The organism is Paenibacillus agri, from assembly GCF_013359945.1.
Classification (GTDB): Bacteria; Bacillota; Bacilli; order Paenibacillales; family Paenibacillaceae; genus Paenibacillus_AQ; species Paenibacillus_AQ agri.
The window spans coordinates 139998-160222 of sequence record NZ_JABWCS010000205.1 but is presented as its reverse complement, the minus strand read 5'-3'; the positions used below and the strand labels follow the sequence as shown (position 1 = coordinate 160222).

Sequence of the window (20225 nt, the reverse complement as noted above, 5' to 3'; positions counted from 1 at the left end):
GTCCGCCGCTAACCATCAGGAGTGCAAGCACTCCATCAAGTCCGCTCGACTTGCATGTATTAGGCACGCCGCCAGCGTTCGTCCTGAGCCAGGATCAAACTCTCCAAATAGGTTTTTTCGAACGATCACTCCCCCGAATTACTCCGAGAAAATAACCATCCGAAAAATTATTGAAAAGAGCGATTGCTCATTTTGAAACTGACGATTCATTAAATGAATCTTGTTAAATCAACGTGTTCCATTTGTTCAGTTTTCAAAGAACTTGTTCCCTTGCAATTCATTATGTATGTCTTGCACAGGAATTATATCTTATCATGTTTCTTTATTCTTTGTCAACTTATTTTTTCAACGCCCTCGTTTCCGTTAGGCGATGTCTCATAAGCACAAGAGATAATATACCATGCAGATCTCATGATTGCAACACTTTTTTGAAAATAATCTATCGCACGTATATTTCCCACCCCTACAGCACAAATTGTTTCCCATAATCCATTGCATATGGCTAAAATAGGATCTATCGTAAACATTAAAAAAGAATACTAGCACACAATATGGAGAGGAGCCATGATGAAGAACAACTCAACAACCGCCGCCCCTAAGCCAGATCTTCCGGCTGCAGAGCAGCGCAATACGCAACAGGCCACGATTTACCGCATCCTACTCGCTGTCAGCTTTGTTCATTTGTTTAATGATTCTATTCAAGCAGTCATTCCGGCGATTTTCCCGATTCTCAAAGACAACCTGCTGCTTTCCTTTGCTCAGATCGGCTGGATTTCATTTGCCTTGAATGTAACTTCCTCGGTCATTCAGCCTGTTATCGGCTATGCCGCCGATCGCAAGCCGCGTCCGATTCTGCTCCCCCTGGGGATGTGCTGTACCTTTGCCGGGGTCTTTTTGCTGGCGTATGCCAACAATTATATACTCGTGCTATTTTCCGTTGTGCTTGTCGGATTCGGATCGGCTGCCTTTCACCCGGAAGGCATGCGTGTTGCCCATATGGCTGCAGGACTTCGCAAAGGACTGTCCCAGTCTATTTTTCAGGTAGGAGGGAATGCCGGGCAATCGCTCGGACCCATGCTGACGAAGTGGATTTTCATTCCTTTCGGGCAAATTGGCGCACTCGGCTTCACCATCGTTGCTGCTGCAGGAATCGCCGTGCAGACCTATGTAGCTCGCTGGTATCGTGAAATGCTTGATTCCGGCTATACCTTCCGTAAAAAGGCCGCGGCCAAGTTAATGGACCCTGCAAGGCGCAAAAGCATTCGGAATGCAACTATCATTCTTGTCTTCCTGGTGTTCGTGAGATCCTGGTACGGGGCTTCCATCGGCAGTTATTATGCATTCTACTTAATGGATAAATACCGGATGTCTCTGGATAGTGCACAGGTGTATATCTTTATGTACCTGGCAGCCGGTGCCGTAGGTACGTTCTTCGGCGGACCGCTCGCAGACCGTTTCGGGCGGCGTAACTTGATTCTCTTTTCTATGGTAGGTACGGTTCCCTTTGCATTGGCGCTGCCTTTCGTCAGTCACTTCTGGGCCGCGGTGCTGCTGCTGATTGGCGGCTTCGTACTTCTGTCCAGCTTCTCGGTTACCGTAATTTATGCACAGATGCTGTATCCCGGCAATATCGGAACCGTGTCAGGGCTGATCACCGGGCTTGCATTTGGGCTTGGTGGTATCGGCTCACTCGTGATTGGCAATCTTATTGACGTTATTGGCATTACAAAAGTATTTGTGGCCTGCGGATTCCTGCCTCTGCTCGGATTATTGGCACTATTGCTCCCAGGAGACAACAAACTGGAGGAATGGGCGGCCGAGTAAGGCCCCAATCCTGATAGGTAGCTCATCCGTTCTCTACTTAGAGGACAGATGAGCTTTTTTTATTTTCCAGCCTGCGCCAGAGCTTGGGTCATTACCTTAGAAAATAGTGCTGCCGCCATCCCGCTTCCAGCCGTCATATAATTCTGCTCATCCGTCCGGTCAAAACCGATCCATACCGCTCCGGTCCATTCCGGTGTATACCCGACAAACCAGAGATCCCGATTCCCCTTACGGCTCACTCCGGGCAGATCCAATTGGGTCGTCCCGGTTTTCCCCGCTACTGGGCGGTTCATCTGAGCCTTTTTTCCGGTACCTTCATTAACTACACTCCGAAGCATTGTGGTCATCCTGTCTGCTGTAACTGGAGAGATCACCTGAGCTGAAGATGACGTGTGCTTATAGATGACTTCTCCGCGGGCATTCTTCACCATCCGTACCAGATGCCCCTCATTGAATTTGCCCCCGTTTGCGAACACGCTGTAGGCCTGGGACATTTTTAGCGGAGAAATGCCTTTGTGCAGGCCGCCTAATGCGATTGCGAGATTATTGTCCCCCTCTGTTAATTCAATCCCCAGCTTGGCCGCAAACTTACGCGCCTGACCTATGCCTACCTGCTGCAGCAGCCACACCGCCGGCGCATTGATAGACTGTTTGATCGCCGTCTGCATAGTTACCTGGCCACGATAATCCCCGTTCAGATTCTCCGGCTGATAGTTTCCATAGGCCGCCCGCCGATCAGACAACAGACTATCTGGAGTGAATTTTCCACTTTCCAGCGCAGGTCCGTAATCAATGATTGGTTTAAAAGAAGACCCCGGCTGTCTGGCATCCATAATAGCCCTGTTCAGCCCCCCTGCCTTCGGCTCCCGCCCTCCCATAAGCGCTACAACCTCTCCGTTACGATGGTCCATAATCACCATAGACGCTTCCACTTGCCGGTCCTTCCCATCCGGTGGGAAAGAATCGGGTTGCAAAAAGGTCTTCTCGAGCACACTCTGGGCATGCACATTCATCGCTGTAACAATCGTATAGCCGCCACTCTGCAGTTCTTCTCTGGATTTGCCAGTCAGCCTGGACGCTTCCTGAAGCGCGGCATCGCCATAAGATATTCCAGCAGCCGAAAGCTGCGGTTCCACCGGTGGAGCCTGATATTCTTGAAGCAGTGCAGCATTCAGCTGTGCATGAGATATCAAACCCCGCTGCTCCATTATATGTAGAACAAGCTTACGTCTTTCGGCAGACCGCTCGGGATCATCCACAGGGTTGTAGATCGAGGGCCCTTTAGGAATCGCTGCAAGCGTAGCAATTTGCCAGATCTCCAGCTTATTGGGATCGCTAATGCCAAAATACCGCTCAGCTGCGGCCTTGATTCCATACTGACCTCGCCCCATGTACAACTGGTTGAGATATAACTCCAGAATCTCACTTTTGGACAAACGCCGCTCCAGCTCCAAGGCAATAGACGCCTCGTTCACCTTGCGTAAGAGGTTCTTATCTCTGTTCAGATACAGATTCCGGGCCAGCTGCTGGGTGATACTGCTCCCTCCCTCGGCTATTTCCATATTCGCTGCATTTGCTACAAGTGCCCGCAGTATTCCTTTGTAATCCAGCCCGTCATGGGTATAAAAGCGGCGGTCTTCCACTGCCAGAAAAGTAGCTGTTAATAGCTTAGGCATCTCCCTAAGCGGTAGGGAGGTCCTGTAGCCGGATCCTGGAATGGGGACTTTGCGTAATAAAGATCCATCTGAAGCCAGCATTATACTAGACTCCGGTAAAATTAACTTGTCAGAATAACGGCTGACTACGGTGCTTCCATATTCATGAATGTACACAAGACCAGCTAACATTAGCAGGACTACGATTACTCCAAGATCAAACAACGTATACAGGATGCGCAAGACCCTGTCACGCATGTTAGACCAGTGAATCCTTCTATAGAAGTTCTCATGGGGTCGCCTCTCCCGTGGACTGCTCATGACCCTGTAATCAGACGCTCCAACGCCTGCTCCATCCCGGTTGCTTCCTCTCTGGCATTCACGAGAAGGCGAAGCATAGTATTGCTATCTTCCCCCGCAGCTTCAGCCTTATGAAGACAACGGAGTGTAGCTTTAACCCTAAGGATCAGGGCCATGGTATCTTCGGTATCCAGCACCGGGGAGGAACCAGAAGTTAAGCTAGAATTCAAATCCCCTGCAACTGCTGCTGAGAGCTCCATTGGATCTTCTCCCTTTTGCGCTTTATGTTGCGTGCCTACACCTCTCCTGTTGCTGTTAATCCGCTCCAGATGTCCAGCTAATGCTTGCAATTCCCCGGCGGATAGCACCTTCAGTTCCGTGAAAGAACCGTGATTGGCGAGCTTTTCCGCTGCCTGCAGCAGTGATTGCATATCCTGTGCCGGCTTCTGTGAGCGCAGCAAAAAGAACCCCGAGAATACCAGTACAAATAACATGGCGGCAAAGGGGGCTTTGCCAATATGATTGATAATCCAGTGGGCAAGCGTCACAACTAAAGCGCCCGAATCCTGGCTGTGACGGGAATACGTCCATACGAACAGTCGGTATAACACGAAAAGAACAGCAGCACTCAAGAGTGTGCTTCCGCCAAAAATATATAGATACCCCAGTCTTACGGTCCGCCGCTTCCTCAATGCCAATCCCTCCTTTCAGAAGGGGATAATCCCCCTCTGACACAAGGATAAGGAGGAAATCTTAAGAATGACTCCATAACTTCTTAAGATTTTCTGAAGAAACAATAAGGAGAGCAGACAAAAGCTACGTTTGTGAAAGCGGAAGACGGACGATAAAGTCCGTACGTTGTCTGCCGCTTACGGCCAAAATAACACCGCCATGCAGTTCAATGATCCCCTTGGCAATCGCCAGCCCCAATCCAGAACCTCCGGTGTGCTGTGAACGAGAACGCTCCGCCCGATAAAAGCGTTCAAAGATATACGGAAGATCGCCTTCCGCTATCATTTCTCCGAAATTGCTGACTCGCACCACGGCTTCGTCTCCCTCCCGGCTCAGGCCGATCTGCAGCTTCTTGCCGTCACGACCATACCGGATTCCATTGGTGATCAGATTATCAAAAGCACGAACCAGCTCATACGGAGCCCCCTGTATCCATAGCGATTCGGTATCGTCTTCAATCTCATACGTCATACCAGCCGCAGTCAGTGCGGGTACAGCTTCCTCTGCCAACTGCCGCATAAATGCTTTGAGATCCAAAGGCGCGAGTACAAACGGTATACCACCACTATTCACCCGTGTATATTCAAATAAGTCATCAATCAGCTTTCTTAGCACCAGTGATTTCTGGTAAGCAATGCCTACGTAATAACGCATTTCTGTCTCATCCCGGCAGCGGTCCTGCTCAATGTATTCCAGATAGCCTAACACGGAGGTTAACGGAGTACGAAGATCGTGTGATACACCCGTAATCAACTCATTTTTAGCGGTTACTGCTTTCCGCTCTTCCAATAAGGAATGCTGAAGACGATCAGACATAATGTTGATGTTCTCGGCTAGCACACCCAGTTCATCCCCTGACCGGACTTCAATTCGGTGTGACTCCCCGAGCTTAGTGATTTGTTGAATCCCTTTGGTGATCTCTTCAAGGTAGGAAATGATTTTACGGGTATAGATGAAAAAGAATAGCAAAAAGCTGACGATTCCAGCCGCAGCCATAAGCGGAGCTGAACCGACATGGTTAATAATCCATTTCAGAATTAAAGAGTAAGGAGCAGAAGGCGGGGCCGGGTTTAGATACACCATAGAGTTCACCAACTGATAGCATGCTGCGAGCAGGATACCGCCAGAGAATACGCTCAACAAGAAAGCCCATATAAACTTCCAACGGATGGTACTGATATATTTGGAGTTCAAAATTCATCACCTCCGGCCGATCAGGAAGGCCCGTCCAGTTTGTAGCCAATACCCCATACGGTCTGTACATAACGGGGCTGCTTGGGGTCAAGCTCGATTTTTTCACGGATATTACGAATATGCACCATTACTGTATTGCCCCCATCAAGAAAAGGCTCATTCCAGAGGTTACGATAAATCTGTTCCATGCTGAGCACCTGACCCTGATGCCTTGCTAATAACTCCAGAATGGCAAACTCCCGAGGTGTAAGCTTGACTTTACGGCTATCCACGCTGACTTCATGCTTCGCAGTATCGATGATCAAATCCTCAAACACTAGTTCATTCTCGTTACGGCGCGTAGGACCGCCTGTATTCAGTTTATGGTAACGACGCAGCTGCGATTTGGCCCGGGCCACCAGCTCCAGCGGGTTAAAGGGCTTGCCTACATAGTCATCCGCCCCGATACTGAGTCCGGCGATTTTGTCCATATCGGTATTTTTCGCGGATAGCATAATGATCGGCATGTTCCGTTCCTCACGTATTTTCATACAGGCGGCCACACCATCCAGCTTTGGCATCATCACATCCAGGATAATTAGATCCACCTCTTCATTGTTCAGGCACTCCAGGGCTTCCAGTCCATCATAAGCCTTGAGCAGCCGATAGCCCTCGTTGCGAAAATAAATATCCAGCAGGTCCACGATCTCTTTCTCATCGTCTACCAGCAATATCGTTTCAGGTTTCACCGAAAGTACATCCTTTCCAGTTCTTTTGTTAACGTTCCTTCCTTATTCTAACAAAAGATCCCGGCCAATTCGCCTATGCAAATTAACCGGGATCTATAATATTATGCTGGGCCTGGGCCGCAGCGCTTATTCCACTATGCTTTTAGCTCTCCAACAACCGAATCAGTTCTTCCTCGTCCTCAATGACCTGAATACCGAGCTGCTGTGCTTTGGCCAATTTGCTGCCTGCCTTCTCGCCGGCAATGACTAGGTCCGTCTTCTTGGAGACACTGCCGGTTACCTTCGCTCCCAGCGCTTCCAGACGTTCTGCCGCTTCCTCGCGCGTCAACTTATGCAACGTACCGGTAAGAACAACGGTTTTGCCGCTGAAGAAGGAATCTGTACTTACCGGGCGTGGGGCTTCAGGGGCCTTAGCCTCGACGCCTAGCGCCAGCATGCGGTCAATCCCTGTCACCACGAACGGATCAGCAAAGAATCCTACGATGCTCTCAGCCACAATACCGCCAATATCTGGAAGTTCAGCGAGTTGTTCGGCTGTCGCCTTCATCACTGCTCCCAAATCACGGAAATGATCGGCCAATGTACGAGTCGTAGCCTTCCCTGTGTTAGGGATGCCCAGTGCGTACAGGAAGGAGGCCAAATCCCGTCCCTTGCTGTCTTCCAGTGCCTGAAGAAGATTACGCGCTTTTTTCTCACCGAAGCGATCCAACTCCACTAGCTGCTCAAAAGTTAGCTCATAGAGATCGGCCGGCTCACGGACACTTAGCTCTTCATAGAGCTGTCCTGCCGTCTTCTCGCTAAAGGTCTCAATGTCCATGGCGTCCCGTGAAGCAAAATGCGTAATCCGGCTGACGATCTGCGGCTTGCAGTCCAGCTTGTTGTTGCAGAAGAGATGTGCACCGCGCATTTCCAGCGGGAAACCGCACGCAGGGCACTTGTCCGGGAAAATAATCTCCCCTCCGTCACTCTCCTCAGTCACTTTGCCCAGAATTTCCGGGATCACATCATTGGAACGACGGATGAAGACTCTTGTGCCGAGCGCATGCTTCAGGTTCTTCCGTTCGATATCGCCCACATTGTTCAGTGTACAATTCTGGACAGTAACACCGGCCAGTTCAACCGCCTCAACTCGCGCCAGCGGCGTGACTTTGCCGGTCCGTCCCACATTCCAGCTGACGGATTCGAGAATCGTCGTCGTCTCTTCTGCCTCGAACTTGTAGGCGACTGCCCAACGCGGGAATTTGTCCGTATAGCCTAGAACTTCCCTAATCCGGAAATCCGTGACCTTGATCACGGCTCCGTCTATGAGGTAATCCAGGGAGGCACGTTTCTCTTCAATCTCTGCCAGTTGCTCAGTCACATCGTCAAATTTATCGTAGTAAGTCAGATAAGGGTTCACCTTGAACTGATTATTCCGCAGGAAATTCATCATCTCCTGATGATCGCTAAACTGCACACCCTCTGAGTAGCCTATATTGTAGAAAAAGGCGTTTAGCCGCCGCTCGGCCGTCGTCTTAGGGTTTAGATTCCGCAGAGCACCGGCCGCGCCGTTACGCGCGTTCTTCAGCGGCTCGGCTGCCCGGGTATTATAATCCGCCAGTACCGAGAGATTCATAATCCCCTCGCCCTGCACCTCAATCAGACCTTCCTTGAACGGAATGGTCAACGGAACGGACTTAATCGTCTTCACTTGGGCCAGAATACCCTCGCCTGTTACCCCGTTTCCGCGCGTGGCAGCTTGCTCCAGCACGCCATTACGGTACGTCAGGTTCAGCGTCAGCCCGTCAAATTTGAGCTCAACGGCATAACATGGCTCTGGCAATGGGGTATCCGGGTTCTTGGTGTTATAATCATTGACCAGCTTCAGTACGCGGGCATTCCAGCTCCGCAGCTGTTCAATATTCTGCGCCTTATCCAAACTCCACAGAGGAGCCAGATGGCGATGGGGCGTAAAGCCCTTGAGCAATTCTCCACCCACCCGCTGTGTTGGTGAATGCGGAAGCACAATGCCGCTCTCCGCCTCCAGCGCTACTAGCTTGTCATAGAGAACATCGTACTCTTTGTCGCTAACGAGCGGTGTGTCGAGCGTGTAATAATGATAGTTATATTTCTGAAGCTCTGCTACGAGCTCTTCCATTGTATGCATAACATCCATACAGGTATATCCCTCCGTCAATAAGTGTCCTACGGTTAGCGTCGTCCAAAAAGACAATCGTTAATCGTAGTCGATCTATTCCACCTTGGCGATCGGCGCAAAGCCTGCGAGCAGCCGTTTCACGCCCACCGGCGCCGGAAAAGCAATCTGCAGCTCCGTATCGTTGCCGGTGCCTTTGACGGACACAATGGTGCCTGTGCCCCATTTGCCGTGGGATACCTTGTCGCCCGCCTTGAAATCGGCGGACGCTGAAGATCCTGCTCCGGCTGCGGGCTTCGCCCCGCCGGAGGTCACGGACACGCGGCCCTGGCCAGCTGCGGCCGTGGCCGTGCTTCCGCCGAAGCCTGCGGCATTCGGCGTAGATCCGGCGGCCCCGCCCCGGCCGCCGAAATTGCCCCGGCCGCCGCTGGCGAAGCCGCGGCCGCCATAGGCTCCGCCCACATCCGACCCGCCGCGGCGGAATCGGTCGTGGGCAGGGGCGGTGTCTTCCTTCAGCTCCTCCGGAATCTCCTCCAGGAAGCGGGACGGCGGGTTGGCCGTCGTCCGTCCGAAGAGCGTGCGCACCCGCGCGCAGGAGAGAAACAGTTGTTTCTCGGCGCGGGTAATGCCGACATAGGCCAGCCGTCGCTCCTCTTCCAGTTCATCATTGTCCTGGAAGGCCCGGCTGTGCGGGAAGACACCTTCCTCCATCCCGACAATGAACACTGTCGGGAACTCCAGACCCTTGGCGCTGTGCATCGTCATCAGCACCACCGCATCGCTGCGATCTTCCTCTTCATCATTCATGCTGTCAATGTCCGCGATCAGCGCAAGGTCTGTCAGGAAGGAGACCAGCGACTTATCCTCATTGTTTTTCTCAAACTCCATCGTTACCGACAAGAACTCGTCAATATTCTCCAGTCTGGAGCGGGATTCGAGCGTGTTCTCATTTTGCAGCTCCAAGCGGTATTGCGACAATTCCAGCACTTTCTCCGTCAGTTCAGTCACCGACAGGAATTCCACCATCCGGTGCAGCGCTTCGATCATGTCGTAGAATTCCACCAGCGCATTCCGGGTACGTCCGGCAAAGCCCAAATCATCCACCGTCTCCAGAACACGGAAGATCGATACGCCTCGTTCGGCTGCAGCAACGGCAAGCTTACCAACGGTCGTATCGCCTAGCCCGCGCTTTGGCACGTTGATAATCCGCGTCAAACTGATATCATCATCCGGGTTGGACAACAGGCGCAGATACGCCAGAATATCCTTGATTTCTTTACGGTCGTAGAACTTGATGCCGCCTACGATCTGATAGGGAATATCCGACTTGATCAGAATTTCCTCGATAACCCGGGATTGGGCGTTCGTCCGGTACAGAATGGCGTGATTTTGGTAGGCTTGACCTGTTTTCACATTCTTACTGATTTCTCCGGTAACAAAATATCCCTCATCATGCTCAGAATCCCCGCGATAAACCTTAATCTTCGCACCTTCATCCGAGTCCGTCCACAGCTTCTTGGGCTTGCGTCCGGTATTGAGCGCAATGACACCATTGGCTGCATTCAAGATATTAGAGGTGGAACGATAGTTCTGCTCCAGCAGGATAGTTTTGGCTTCAGGATAATCTTCTTCAAAATTAAGAATGTTGGTGATATCCGCTCCGCGCCAGCGATAAATCGACTGGTCACTGTCACCGACTACACAAATCCGGTGGTGGCTGTCAGCCAGCATCCGGCACAGCATGTACTGCGCACGGTTCGTATCCTGATACTCGTCCACATGAATGTACTTGAATTTCTTCTGATAAAAATCCAGAACCTCTGGTACTTCCTTGAACAGTTGAATCGTAGCCATGATCAGATCATCAAAATCCAAAGAGTTATTGCTCTTCAGACGCTTCTGGTACATGGTATAGACCTTGGCAATCAATCCTTCAAAATAATCGCCGACCTTCTGCTCATACTGAGCAGGGGTTACCAGCTCATTCTTCGCCGTACTGATCACAGACTGAACAGCCTTCGGCTCGAACTTCTTCGTATCGATATTCAGTTCCTTCATACAGTTACGGATTACGGACAGCTGGTCCGTCGAATCCAGAATCGAGAAGTTGGAAGTAAAGCCGATCCGCTCGATATCCTTCCGTAAAATCCGTACGCACATGGAGTGGAAGGTCGAGACCCAAATATCGCGGCCCTCCGGCCCGACAAGTTTGGATACACGCTCCTGCATCTCACGCGCTGCTTTATTCGTAAATGTGATGGCCAAAATCGCCCAAGGCGGCGCCTTGCGATTAGCAATAAGCCACGCAATTCGGTGCGTCAGCACCCGCGTCTTGCCGCTGCCCGCACCAGCCATAATCAGCAGTGGTCCTTCAGTAGTCTCCACAGCCTGCCGCTGCGGAGGATTGAGCCGACTAACGGCCTCTTGTATGTTAACAGGTTGCATGTATAACATGCTCCTTTCTTCATTCATATGAATTACAACATTGAAGTAGTTCTCCTATAAAGACTACTCAAAGTGCATTTGCTGTGTATTCTTTACCGCCTGAACCGTCAGCAGTGCCTGCTCTAAATCCTGATAGATGATATTGCCGACCACAACCGTATCACATAGTGCTGCCATCTGCACAGCCTCCGCTTCGGAAGTAATTCCCCCGCCATAAAAAAGTTGACTATGCTCCACAGCCTCCCGTACGGTCCGCACAGTTTCCACCTCTCCGAATCTGCCGCTATACTCCAGATATACCACAGGCAGAGACATCAGCTTGTCCGCAACCTGCGCGTAGGCTGCAGCCTCTTCAGCTTGAAGATCCGTATCAGCTCCCGTAAGTCTAGCCACAGTAGAATTGTCGTTCAGCACAATGTACCCCTCAGTCAGCAGCATGTCCCAAGGAATCAAATAGCCGTAGCGTTCAATCGCCCGGCGGTGATGGCCGACGATCCAGGTCGGGTCCGGCGTATTAAGCACCATAGGGATCATGTACAGATCAAATCCCGGGACAGCCGCTTCCAGATCCGATACCTCCAGGGCCACTGGCAGCGCGTAGCGTCTGATTCTGGACATTAGGTCCACAGTATTCTCATAAGTGACTCCTGAGGAGCCACCTACCATTATGGCATCCGTTCCTGACAAACATAATGCCTCCAGCTCTCCATCACCCAGCTCACGGTCCGGATCCAGCTTGAATACATGCCGCCACGGCTTGATCATCTGCTGCACTGCTCTCATGTTCTTCCATCCCTCATCAGTCATTTAGGCAGGACAAAATCCCCCCTGCCTCCGCTAAAGATATAACTCTAGTCTATGCCAGCGGGAAGGGGGGTGTCAATTTAAAGACAGTAAAAAATACGAACATTTTTTCGCTTTTTTACCATATGAAAGACTACAGACTGCTGCGCAGTCCCTTGATCCGGTTCAGATCATTCTCAGCAACAAAATCAGTATAAAATCCGTCTACGCCCATCCGGTACAGCTTCACAATCTGCTCTTCCTCGTTCACGGTGTGAACGTATACCCGCGCCCCGGCCTTTTTGAGCTTCTGCACAAAATCTCTGTTAGCCCTGCTGGCCGGCATTGTTATATCCACCTTATTGTTCTGCACAAATTCAATGACCTCATCATTAGTATCCTTGGAGGTGTAAAGGGTATAAATTATATTTGGAAACATGTGTATCTTGTTAAGTTCGTCCAGCATATCACGGCTGTAAATCTGGGGAACGATCCGCTCCAATAACGTGGGATCTCTTGTTCGGGCCGCTTCGGTCAGCATCTCGAACTGCTGCATGATTAACCCGGAGTCAAACTCCTTGGTATCTGTAACTATGTACGCATCTGTATAGTGCTGCATTAAATCCAGAATCTTCTCTAAATCCAATGGCGAATAGATATTCATTATCGGGCTATTCATAAACTCATCGTGGCTCAACGGTGCCCCTACCTTGGCGGATGAAAGAATTTCGGTCTGACCCAGCAGCTTGCTCATATTTGCCGTCCACTCATGTCTGGCAATTAGCTGATTATCCGTGCTTAACAACAGATCCGTCTCAAAGACTCGGGTGCCCTGTTCATAATTCGCTATAAATGCTTCAAAGGCATTGGTATACGTATGCCCCCCAATGCCGCCCATCGCATGGGCAACGACCCGGTGAGCGGCAAAGCCCGAGCCAGGCTGTTCCTGTTTCTGTCCAACTGTGAATATAACTAAGAGTCCTAGCGCCAAAATCATGATTACAGAAGCCACAATCTTCTTTTTTTTGTTCATATAAAAGTTTCCTTTTAGTAGTAAGATTGGAGGTATTTAAACACAATACCCCGCTTTGCCGGAGGCAAAACGGGGTATCTCTCATACGTTCACCAGGCGGTTTGGTTTAGTAGGCATTCTTATTCATAAATCCGTTACGAATCGTCTTAAATATAATCCGAATGTCGAACAGCAGTGACCAGTTCTCAATATAGAAAATATCATGCTTGATGCGCTCCTCGATCGAGGTGTCGCCACGCAATCCATTGCTCTGAGCCCAGCCTGTAATTCCCGGACGCACATGGTGCTTCACCATATACTTCGGAATCTCGTCGCGGAACTGCTGTACATAATATGGCCGCTCTGGACGCGGACCCACTACGCTCATATGACCCAGCAGCACATTGAAAAACTGTGGCAGCTCATCCAGGCTGGTCTTGCGGATAAAGGTACCGAATCTGGTTCTGCGCGGATCTTCGCGTGTACTCCAGCCCGTATCTTCTCCGGTATCCACCTGCATCTTCATGGAGCGAAACTTGTACATCATGAAGTTGCGACGGTTCAATCCCACCCGCTCCTGCTTAAAAATAACCGGACCTGGTGAGGTAAGACGCACTCCCAGCGCAACCAGCAGCATTACCGGGAGCATCATCACAATCGCAAACAGCGAGAACACGATGTCAAACATCCGCTTGGCCAGCTTGTTGCCTGCCATATCCAACGGAATATCCCGTACATTGATCATCGGCATGCCCGCAAAATTATCGAAGTATGGCCTAGCCGGCAAATAATCGAAGAAGTCGGGGATGATGAGCGTGCGCACACCCGCTTTTTCGCAAGCGGCAATGATCGAAGGATACTTCGAGTGGGCATCCAGCGGCAGCGCCAAGATCACTTCATCCACAGGCAACATCTCCAGCATCCCGGATAACTGGTCTATCGTTCCCAGGATAGGTTTGTAGCGCTGTTCCTCGATTCCGTCCCAGGTATGGTAATCATCCAGGAAGCCAATGGCTTCATAGCCCAGTTCGGGGTATTGCTCTAGGTTATTATAGAATCTTTTGCCGAGAGTCCCGGCTCCTAGAATAAGTACAAATTGACGGTTGAGGCCTTTTTGGCGAATGGATTTAAGCATGGATTTGAGCAAATAACGGTACAGCATAATGGCAAATATATTGAAACCCATATAGATCGCCAGATACGTACGTGAGATATTGATTTCTTTTACGAAGAACATGAGGCCAAGCAGGATAAAAATAGCTATCGCATGCACCTGAAAAATCTTCATAAATTCATCGACAAAGCGCTTCTTGCGCTTCGGCAGATAGAGAGACATCATAATCCCAATCAGTACGGCAATCCCGCCATAAATCATGCTCCAATAGGCATATGACTGTAAGGATAGCGACTTTTCGTAATCCATCCATTCACTTTCAAACTTAAGCCACCATGCGGCCAGAAAAGATATCTGAATAACCAGAAAATCCGCGACCATATACATTTGCGTTAAAAATTGTTGATTACGGCGAATCATAATCTCACCTCAGCTTTCGATTCGGTGCGTGTACCGGCATCGCCGGAAGCCGACAGACTCTGAGCTGGAAGAGGTACTTTTCTCGGTGATATCATAGCGTTCCGCACCAGCGATAATACAAATTTGAGACCCACTCCAGCATAAACCATTCCATTAATCATACTGTTGTACTGCTGGCGATAATGCTTACGATGAAATAAAATCATTGCCCGATGAAATTCATACACAATCTTGAACGGTCTGCGACGTGCACTACCGCCTTTAAGATGGATAATAGAAGTCCTCGAATAGTAGTAAATTTTCCATCCCGCTTCCTTGATGCGGTAACACCAGTCCAAGTCTTCCCCGTACATAAAGAACTCTTCATCCAGACCACCGACATGTTCAATCGTCTCCCGCCGGAGCAGCATGAACGCACCAACCAGACAATCGACAGGGTAATTCTTATCCGGGTCCAGATAACCTAACTGGTAGCCGTTGAAGCGGGGATTATTGGGAAACAGCTTGCTGAAACCAAAGGCATAATAAAAAGAGGCCGAAGGTGTAGGGAAACCACGTTTGCAGGCCTTGTCCAGCGATCCGTCGGGCAAAATGATTTTGCAGCCAGAAGCCCCAACGTCCGGGCGGCTATCCATAAAGGTAATCATCGTCTCCAGCGTATCTTTACGTACGACCGTATCGGAATTCAGCAACAGTACAAAACGTCCGGAAGCAATCTCCATGCCCTGATTATTGGCCCGAGCAAACCCTGTATTCTGCTCATTGGCTATCAAAGTGACATTCGGAAACTCTCTACTTATGGCCTCTACGGATCCATCGTGGGAATTATTGTCTATTAGAATAATCTCATAGGAAAACTTCGTCTCCGAATCATATACCGACCTTAGACAATCCATCGTCAGGCGACAGGTGTTGTAATTGACTATCAATATACTTACATCCACACTCAATGCTATTACTCTCCTGACAAATATAGTAATCTCTCGACAAATAGTATAACACAAAACCTCCAAGAAAGGCGTGGCCTTGGCAGGGAGGTTTTGTATAATATATCCTATATTATTGTTAAACTGGAATCTGATTTTAGATTTATATTGATTACGCTACTTCTATTTAAGGCGAACTTAAGATTTCCGCTTAAAGCTCGGTCGTCACTACGGTGAATGTTTGGATTTCTGGTCGATGTTGTATCCAGCTTTCTTTTTTATAAGCCGCTTTTAGCGGTTGAAAATCTGGATACAGCTTAGCTTCCGACGCGAGCTTTGCTGCGGAAAGCTTTTAGGCGAGCGCTTTCGCTCCTACAGTTCCAAACCCTCCCCTTCGTTCCTTAAGATCATCCACTTTCCGCTTAATATCTACTTCTCTCCCTATCCTTCACCTTACTCTGTACGGCCTTACGCTTCTCCTTAAGGGCAGGCAGCTGCGAGAAAAAGGACTTCCACGCTTTAAATAACCCGGGCTCTTTTAGAAGCATATATCCATGCGCGGCAATTTCATAGGGCATTGAAACGAGCAAGGTCGCCAGCAAAGTACGGCTATGTTCATTTTTATACATCATCTTATATCTGTTGATATAGGATATCCGCCTAATGAACATTGATTTCCCGCTTCTCCCGGAAGTCTTCCAGCCACGCTCATGATATCCAAGAGCTTCTGTATCATAGTAACCTTGCCATCCCAGCAATTGCGCCCTCCAGGCTACATCAACATCTTCCTTATATGCGAAAAAGTCCGCATCAAAAAACTCGCCGTCGATAATTATATCATCTATCATTCTTCTGGAATACATCGCAGCGGCACCCGATACGCCAAACACTGGACCAGACTCCTGCCAGTTTGCTGCTGCTTCTCCTGCTCCCCGGTCAAAGGCACGACGCGCTCTGTTCATTCTGAGTCCTGTACTGTCAACCAGACCAGGATCTGCTTTTAATAAAAGCTTTCCCGTTGCACTCCCGATCTGTGGGTTGGCTTCCATATCTTCAATCAGTCTACTGACATAATCAGGTGCCAGCGTCAGATCCGGGTTAAGCACAAGGACATAATCCGTATTGGTTAGAGAAATGGCCTGATTATGCGCAGGGGCAAAGCCAGTGTTAACCGAATTTTGAATAAGCTGTATCCGTTCAAGGAGCTTAACTGGGTCGCTATGTCCACTTTGTATGATATAGTTCTTAACCCTTTCCGCTGTTCCATCTCCGGATGCGTTATCAATCACCACAATTTGTTCAAGAGGATAATCCTGCGCCAAAACTGCATCCAGACATTCTAGGATATCCTCTCCACTATTATAAGTAACAATATGTACGCTAACTTTTTTGTTATTCATAAGGATCCTCGAATCTTTATTTTTCACTTCACAGACTATTGTTCTATTATAGCTAAAAAATAAAAAAAACTCCCGTACCGTCTGTCGGTTCGGAAGTTTAATTTGTTATTCTTTTAACTCAAGCAAGAAATCCCTTAATCCTTCACGCCAATGCCGAATATCTTCAAATCCATTGGTACGGATAGATAGATGCTCTAATACAGAGTTATGCGGTCGAGGGGCAGGCAATGGGAACTCCTCTGTAGTACAAGGCTCAAGCTTGGCTGTGAAATCCAACCCCAGAATATCATGAGCGTCTTCAAAAATGGCCCCAGTAAATTCATACCAAGTACAAGACCCACTGTTGGTGGCATGATATACTCCATACTTTTCAGTCTGGATCAATTCCAGTACAAAGCTGGCCAAATCCACCGTGTATGTTGGGGAACCCTTCTGATCATCTACAACCTTAAGTAATGGCTTTTCCTGACCAAATTTCAGCATCGTCTTCACAAAATTTTTGCCATACTTGCCGTATACCCAAGCCGTACGTACGATAAAATACTTGCTGGATAAGCTTTGTACTAAATTTTCTCCAGCTCGTTTGGATTTGCCATAGATGCTCCGCGGGGCGGTATTGTCATATTCATGGTACGGCTCTGAACCCAGCCCTTCAAAAACATAATCCGTACTGATGTACACCAGCTTCGCACCGGCTTTTTCGGATGCAAGAGCTACATTGCGGCTACCAGTGGCATTAATTAAATAAGCACCATCCACATCGCTCTCTGCAGCGTCTACCGCCGTATATGCAGCACAATGAATAACCGCATCAGGGTTAAAGTCACCAAGCACTTTTACCGTTTGTTCCAGATCGGTGATGTCCATTTCTTTGCGGTCACAACCAAATACCTCATGACCTTCTTTTTGCAGCAATAGAACAACGTCCTGCCCCAGTTGTCCTGCAGCACCTGTAACTAATACTTTCATTGTAAACCTCCGTAAGTTACTTATCGATCCTACAATGAATCGCCTAAGCGACTTCCATATTGCAGCTCGGCATACTTTTGGTATTCACCAGACTGAATACGGGTCCACCACTCGCGATTATTCAAGTACCATTGGATCGTCTCTTTAATCCCTGTTTCAAAGGTATGCTTAGGCTTCCAACCCAGTTCATTGGTAATCTTGGTTGGATCGATGCCATAACGACGGTCATGACCTGGACGATCCTGCACATAAGTAATCAAGGAGTCCGGTTTGCCAAGCTCCTGGAGTACAGTGTTCACGATGTGCACATTCGTCCGTTCATTGTTGCCACCAATATTGTACACTTCACCATTCACGCCTTCGTGAATGACAAGATCAATCGCACTGCAATGATCTTCTACATACAGCCAATCACGAATGTTCAAGCCATCACCATACACGGGTAGTGCCTGATCAGCTAGCGCACGGGAGATCATTAGTGGAATGAGTTTCTCCGGGAACTGGTAAGGGCCATAGTTGTTTGAACAACGGGTGATGTTCACCGGCAATCCAAACGTTTCATGGTATGCACGCACCAGCAGATCCCCGCCTGCCTTACTCGCAGAATATGGACTATTAGGAGTTAGCGGAGTCTCCTCAGTGAACAAGCCAGTGGCTCCCAGCGTACCGTATACCTCATCCGTAGACACTTGAACAAACTTAGTGACACTGTATTTTTTCGCTGCATCTAGTAGAACCTGTGTACCAAGCACGTTCGTTTTCACAAACACATCCGGCTCCAAGATACTTCTGTCTACGTGTGACTCTGCCGCGAAGTTAACAACTACATCAACGCCTTGGCTAAACAGTGCATCCATTGCTTGGACATCCGTAATATCGGCTTTTACGAACGAATAGTTCGGGTTACCTTCAACAGATTTCAGGTTCTCCAGGTTTCCAGCATATGTTAGTGAATCCACATTGACGATCTTATACTCCGGATGTTGCTTAAGCATGTATATTACAAAATTGCTGCCGATAAAGCCGGCACCGCCAGTAACGAGTAGTTTCATGAAAATGGCCACCTTCTTATACAATTATTAATTGGTATTCTATTCATCTGCTTCTCACAGAATCAATCCAATTGGATTTAATCAAAGTTGAGCTCAGCATCTTTAAGTAACGGATGACGCTGGTCTTTATCGGACAAGATCGGATTGGTCACCGGCCAATCAATCCCCAGCGCTGGATCATTCCATAATATGCCACAGTCATGCTGCGGTGAGTAGTATTCGTCCACCTTATATAATACTTGGGTGTTAGGTACAAGTGTGCAGAAACCATGGGCAAAGCCCTTGGGCACAAGAAGTTGACGCTTGTTATGTTCACTCAAAATAACCCCAACCCATTGACCAAAGGTCGGCGAGTTGCGGCGAACATCTACGATAACGTCGTAGATCACGCCGGACAATACACGAATAAGTTTTGTCTGAGCTTTCGGATTCAATTGATAGTGCAATCCCCTTAACACTCCTACTTCAGCCGAAAGGGAGTGATTATCTTGGATAAAGTTATGCGTGATACCAAGAGAGTGCATTGTTTGTTCGTTGTAGCTCTCCATAAAAAAACCGCGGGAATCACCGTGAACAACAGGCTCTAATAGGCTTGCGCCTTGCAATTTCAATGGTGTGACTTTCATATTACAAAGCTCCTTTATTTCTATATTTTCAGTTTTCCAAACTCTTCACCAAATAAAATATCTTGCGCTAATCCGTTAGCTCTAGCCAAAGACGCATGCGTCCCAGCATCAGTCCACCAACCTTGCAGTACATCAAATGTTAATTCGCCACGATTAATATATGCATTGTTAACATCAGTAATCTCCAACTCTCCCCTTGCAGAAGGAGTTATTGTTTTAATGATATTAAACACTTCACTATCAAACATATAAATTCCTGTTACTGCATAGTTTGATTTAGGCAAAGCTGGTTTTTCTTCAATCGAAACAATTTGATTTCCATCTAGTTCCGGTACACCAAAACGCTTAGGATCAGAAACTTCTTGAATCAAAATTTTCGCGCCAGTTTTTTGCTCACGGAAATTGCTTACGTAAGGTGCTATATCATCCGAGAATACATTGTCTCCCAGGATAACAATCATTTGATCGTTTCCAACAAATTGCTCAGCCAAATCCAAAGCCTGCGCAATTCCGCCTGCTTCATCTTGTACTTTGTAAGTAAAGGAGACACCCATTTCACGGCCGCTACCTAGAAGATTGACCACATCTCCCATATGATCTTTACCAGTAACAATGAGTATATCTGTTACATCAGCTTGCTTTAATTTATAAACGGAATGAAAAATCATCGGATATTTGCCTACCGGAAGAAGATGTTTATTGGTTACCTTTGTTAATGGGTATAAGCGTGAGCCAGTACCCCCTGCTAGAATTATGCCTTTCATTATTCCCTCTCCTTACAATTAATTGACTAGATAACTCAATGGATCATCAATTTCGTTTTAAATTACTTGTTTGTCATATAATCAAAGCCAGTATCATTCTTCTTAGTTAACTCTATTTCAGGAACACGGCAGCAAAAGAAAACTGAT

The 20225-nt window shown here is 48.4% G+C and carries 16 protein-coding genes and 1 rRNA gene; 1 reads left to right on the top strand and 16 read right to left on the bottom strand.

The window, feature by feature from the left end:
• Positions 1-110 (bottom strand): 16S ribosomal RNA (locus HPT30_RS11670); the annotation flags it as partial.
• Positions 111-567: 457 nt separating this feature from the next.
• On the opposite strand from HPT30_RS11670, the gene HPT30_RS11665 reads away from it, so the two are divergent.
• The gene (locus tag HPT30_RS11665) at positions 568-1824 is read left to right on the top strand and encodes an MFS transporter (protein ID WP_175371565.1); all 1257 of its coding nucleotides are present in this window, start codon (positions 568-570) and stop codon (positions 1822-1824) included.
• Positions 1825-1883: 59 nt separating this feature from the next.
• Here HPT30_RS11665 and HPT30_RS11660 read toward each other — a convergent pair whose 3' ends face one another.
• The 15 genes from HPT30_RS11660 to HPT30_RS11590 form a co-directional block, all read right to left on the bottom strand.
• Complete coding sequence (locus tag HPT30_RS11660) at positions 1884-3737, bottom strand: transglycosylase domain-containing protein (RefSeq protein ID WP_175371556.1); 1854 nt, start codon at positions 3735-3737, stop codon at positions 1884-1886.
• A gap of 59 nt (positions 3738-3796) precedes the next feature.
• Positions 3797-4471 carry a hypothetical protein gene (locus HPT30_RS11655; protein WP_175371555.1) on the bottom strand — a complete coding sequence of 225 codons (675 nt, stop codon included), beginning with the start codon at positions 4469-4471 and terminating at the stop codon, positions 3797-3799.
• A 124-nt stretch (positions 4472-4595) separates the two neighbouring features.
• Complete coding sequence (locus HPT30_RS11650; protein ID WP_246317040.1) at positions 4596-5705, bottom strand: sensor histidine kinase; 1110 nt, start codon at positions 5703-5705, stop codon at positions 4596-4598.
• A 20-nt stretch (positions 5706-5725) separates the two neighbouring features.
• Positions 5726-6433, bottom strand: coding sequence for a response regulator transcription factor (locus HPT30_RS11645; protein WP_175371554.1), 708 nt, complete (start codon positions 6431-6433; stop codon positions 5726-5728).
• A 142-nt stretch (positions 6434-6575) separates the two neighbouring features.
• On the bottom strand, positions 6576-8588 hold the full coding sequence (gene ligA / locus HPT30_RS11640; protein ID WP_175371553.1) for an NAD-dependent DNA ligase LigA: 2013 nt from the start codon (positions 8586-8588) through the stop codon (positions 6576-6578).
• Positions 8589-8663: 75 nt separating this feature from the next.
• A complete protein-coding gene (gene pcrA / locus HPT30_RS11635; protein ID WP_175371552.1) occupies positions 8664-11012 on the bottom strand; it encodes a DNA helicase PcrA in 2349 nt (782 codons plus the stop codon).
• A 63-nt stretch (positions 11013-11075) separates the two neighbouring features.
• Positions 11076-11795, bottom strand: a complete 720-nt coding sequence (pcrB, locus tag HPT30_RS11630) for a heptaprenylglyceryl phosphate synthase (protein WP_175371551.1) — start codon at positions 11793-11795, stop codon at positions 11076-11078.
• A gap of 154 nt (positions 11796-11949) precedes the next feature.
• Complete coding sequence (locus HPT30_RS11625; protein ID WP_175371550.1) at positions 11950-12828, bottom strand: phosphatidylinositol-specific phospholipase C/glycerophosphodiester phosphodiesterase family protein; 879 nt, start codon at positions 12826-12828, stop codon at positions 11950-11952.
• Positions 12829-12934: 106 nt separating this feature from the next.
• Entirely contained in the window at positions 12935-14341 is a 1407-nt protein-coding gene (locus HPT30_RS11620) for an undecaprenyl-phosphate glucose phosphotransferase (RefSeq protein ID WP_175371549.1), read from the bottom strand.
• Positions 14338-15285 carry a glycosyltransferase family 2 protein gene (locus tag HPT30_RS11615; RefSeq protein WP_175371563.1) on the bottom strand — a complete coding sequence of 316 codons (948 nt, stop codon included), beginning with the start codon at positions 15283-15285 and terminating at the stop codon, positions 14338-14340. Before HPT30_RS11615 ends, HPT30_RS11620 begins: the two co-directional genes overlap by 4 nt.
• Positions 15286-15689: 404 nt before the next feature.
• A complete protein-coding gene (locus HPT30_RS11610) occupies positions 15690-16667 on the bottom strand; it encodes a glycosyltransferase family 2 protein (protein ID WP_175371548.1) in 978 nt (325 codons plus the stop codon).
• Between the two features lie 105 nt (positions 16668-16772).
• Positions 16773-17636: a dTDP-4-dehydrorhamnose reductase gene (gene rfbD / locus HPT30_RS11605; protein ID WP_175371547.1), complete on the bottom strand. Its 864-nt coding sequence runs from the start codon at positions 17634-17636 to the stop codon at positions 16773-16775.
• Between the two features lie 29 nt (positions 17637-17665).
• Entirely contained in the window at positions 17666-18688 is a 1023-nt protein-coding gene (gene rfbB / locus HPT30_RS11600; RefSeq protein ID WP_175371546.1) for a dTDP-glucose 4,6-dehydratase, read from the bottom strand.
• 77 nt (positions 18689-18765) lie between these two features.
• Positions 18766-19314 carry a dTDP-4-dehydrorhamnose 3,5-epimerase gene (gene rfbC / locus HPT30_RS11595; protein WP_175371545.1) on the bottom strand — a complete coding sequence of 183 codons (549 nt, stop codon included), beginning with the start codon at positions 19312-19314 and terminating at the stop codon, positions 18766-18768.
• Between the two features lie 20 nt (positions 19315-19334).
• Positions 19335-20078, bottom strand: coding sequence for a sugar phosphate nucleotidyltransferase (locus HPT30_RS11590; RefSeq protein ID WP_175371544.1), 744 nt, complete (start codon positions 20076-20078; stop codon positions 19335-19337).
• Positions 20079-20225: the final 147 nt, after the last annotated feature.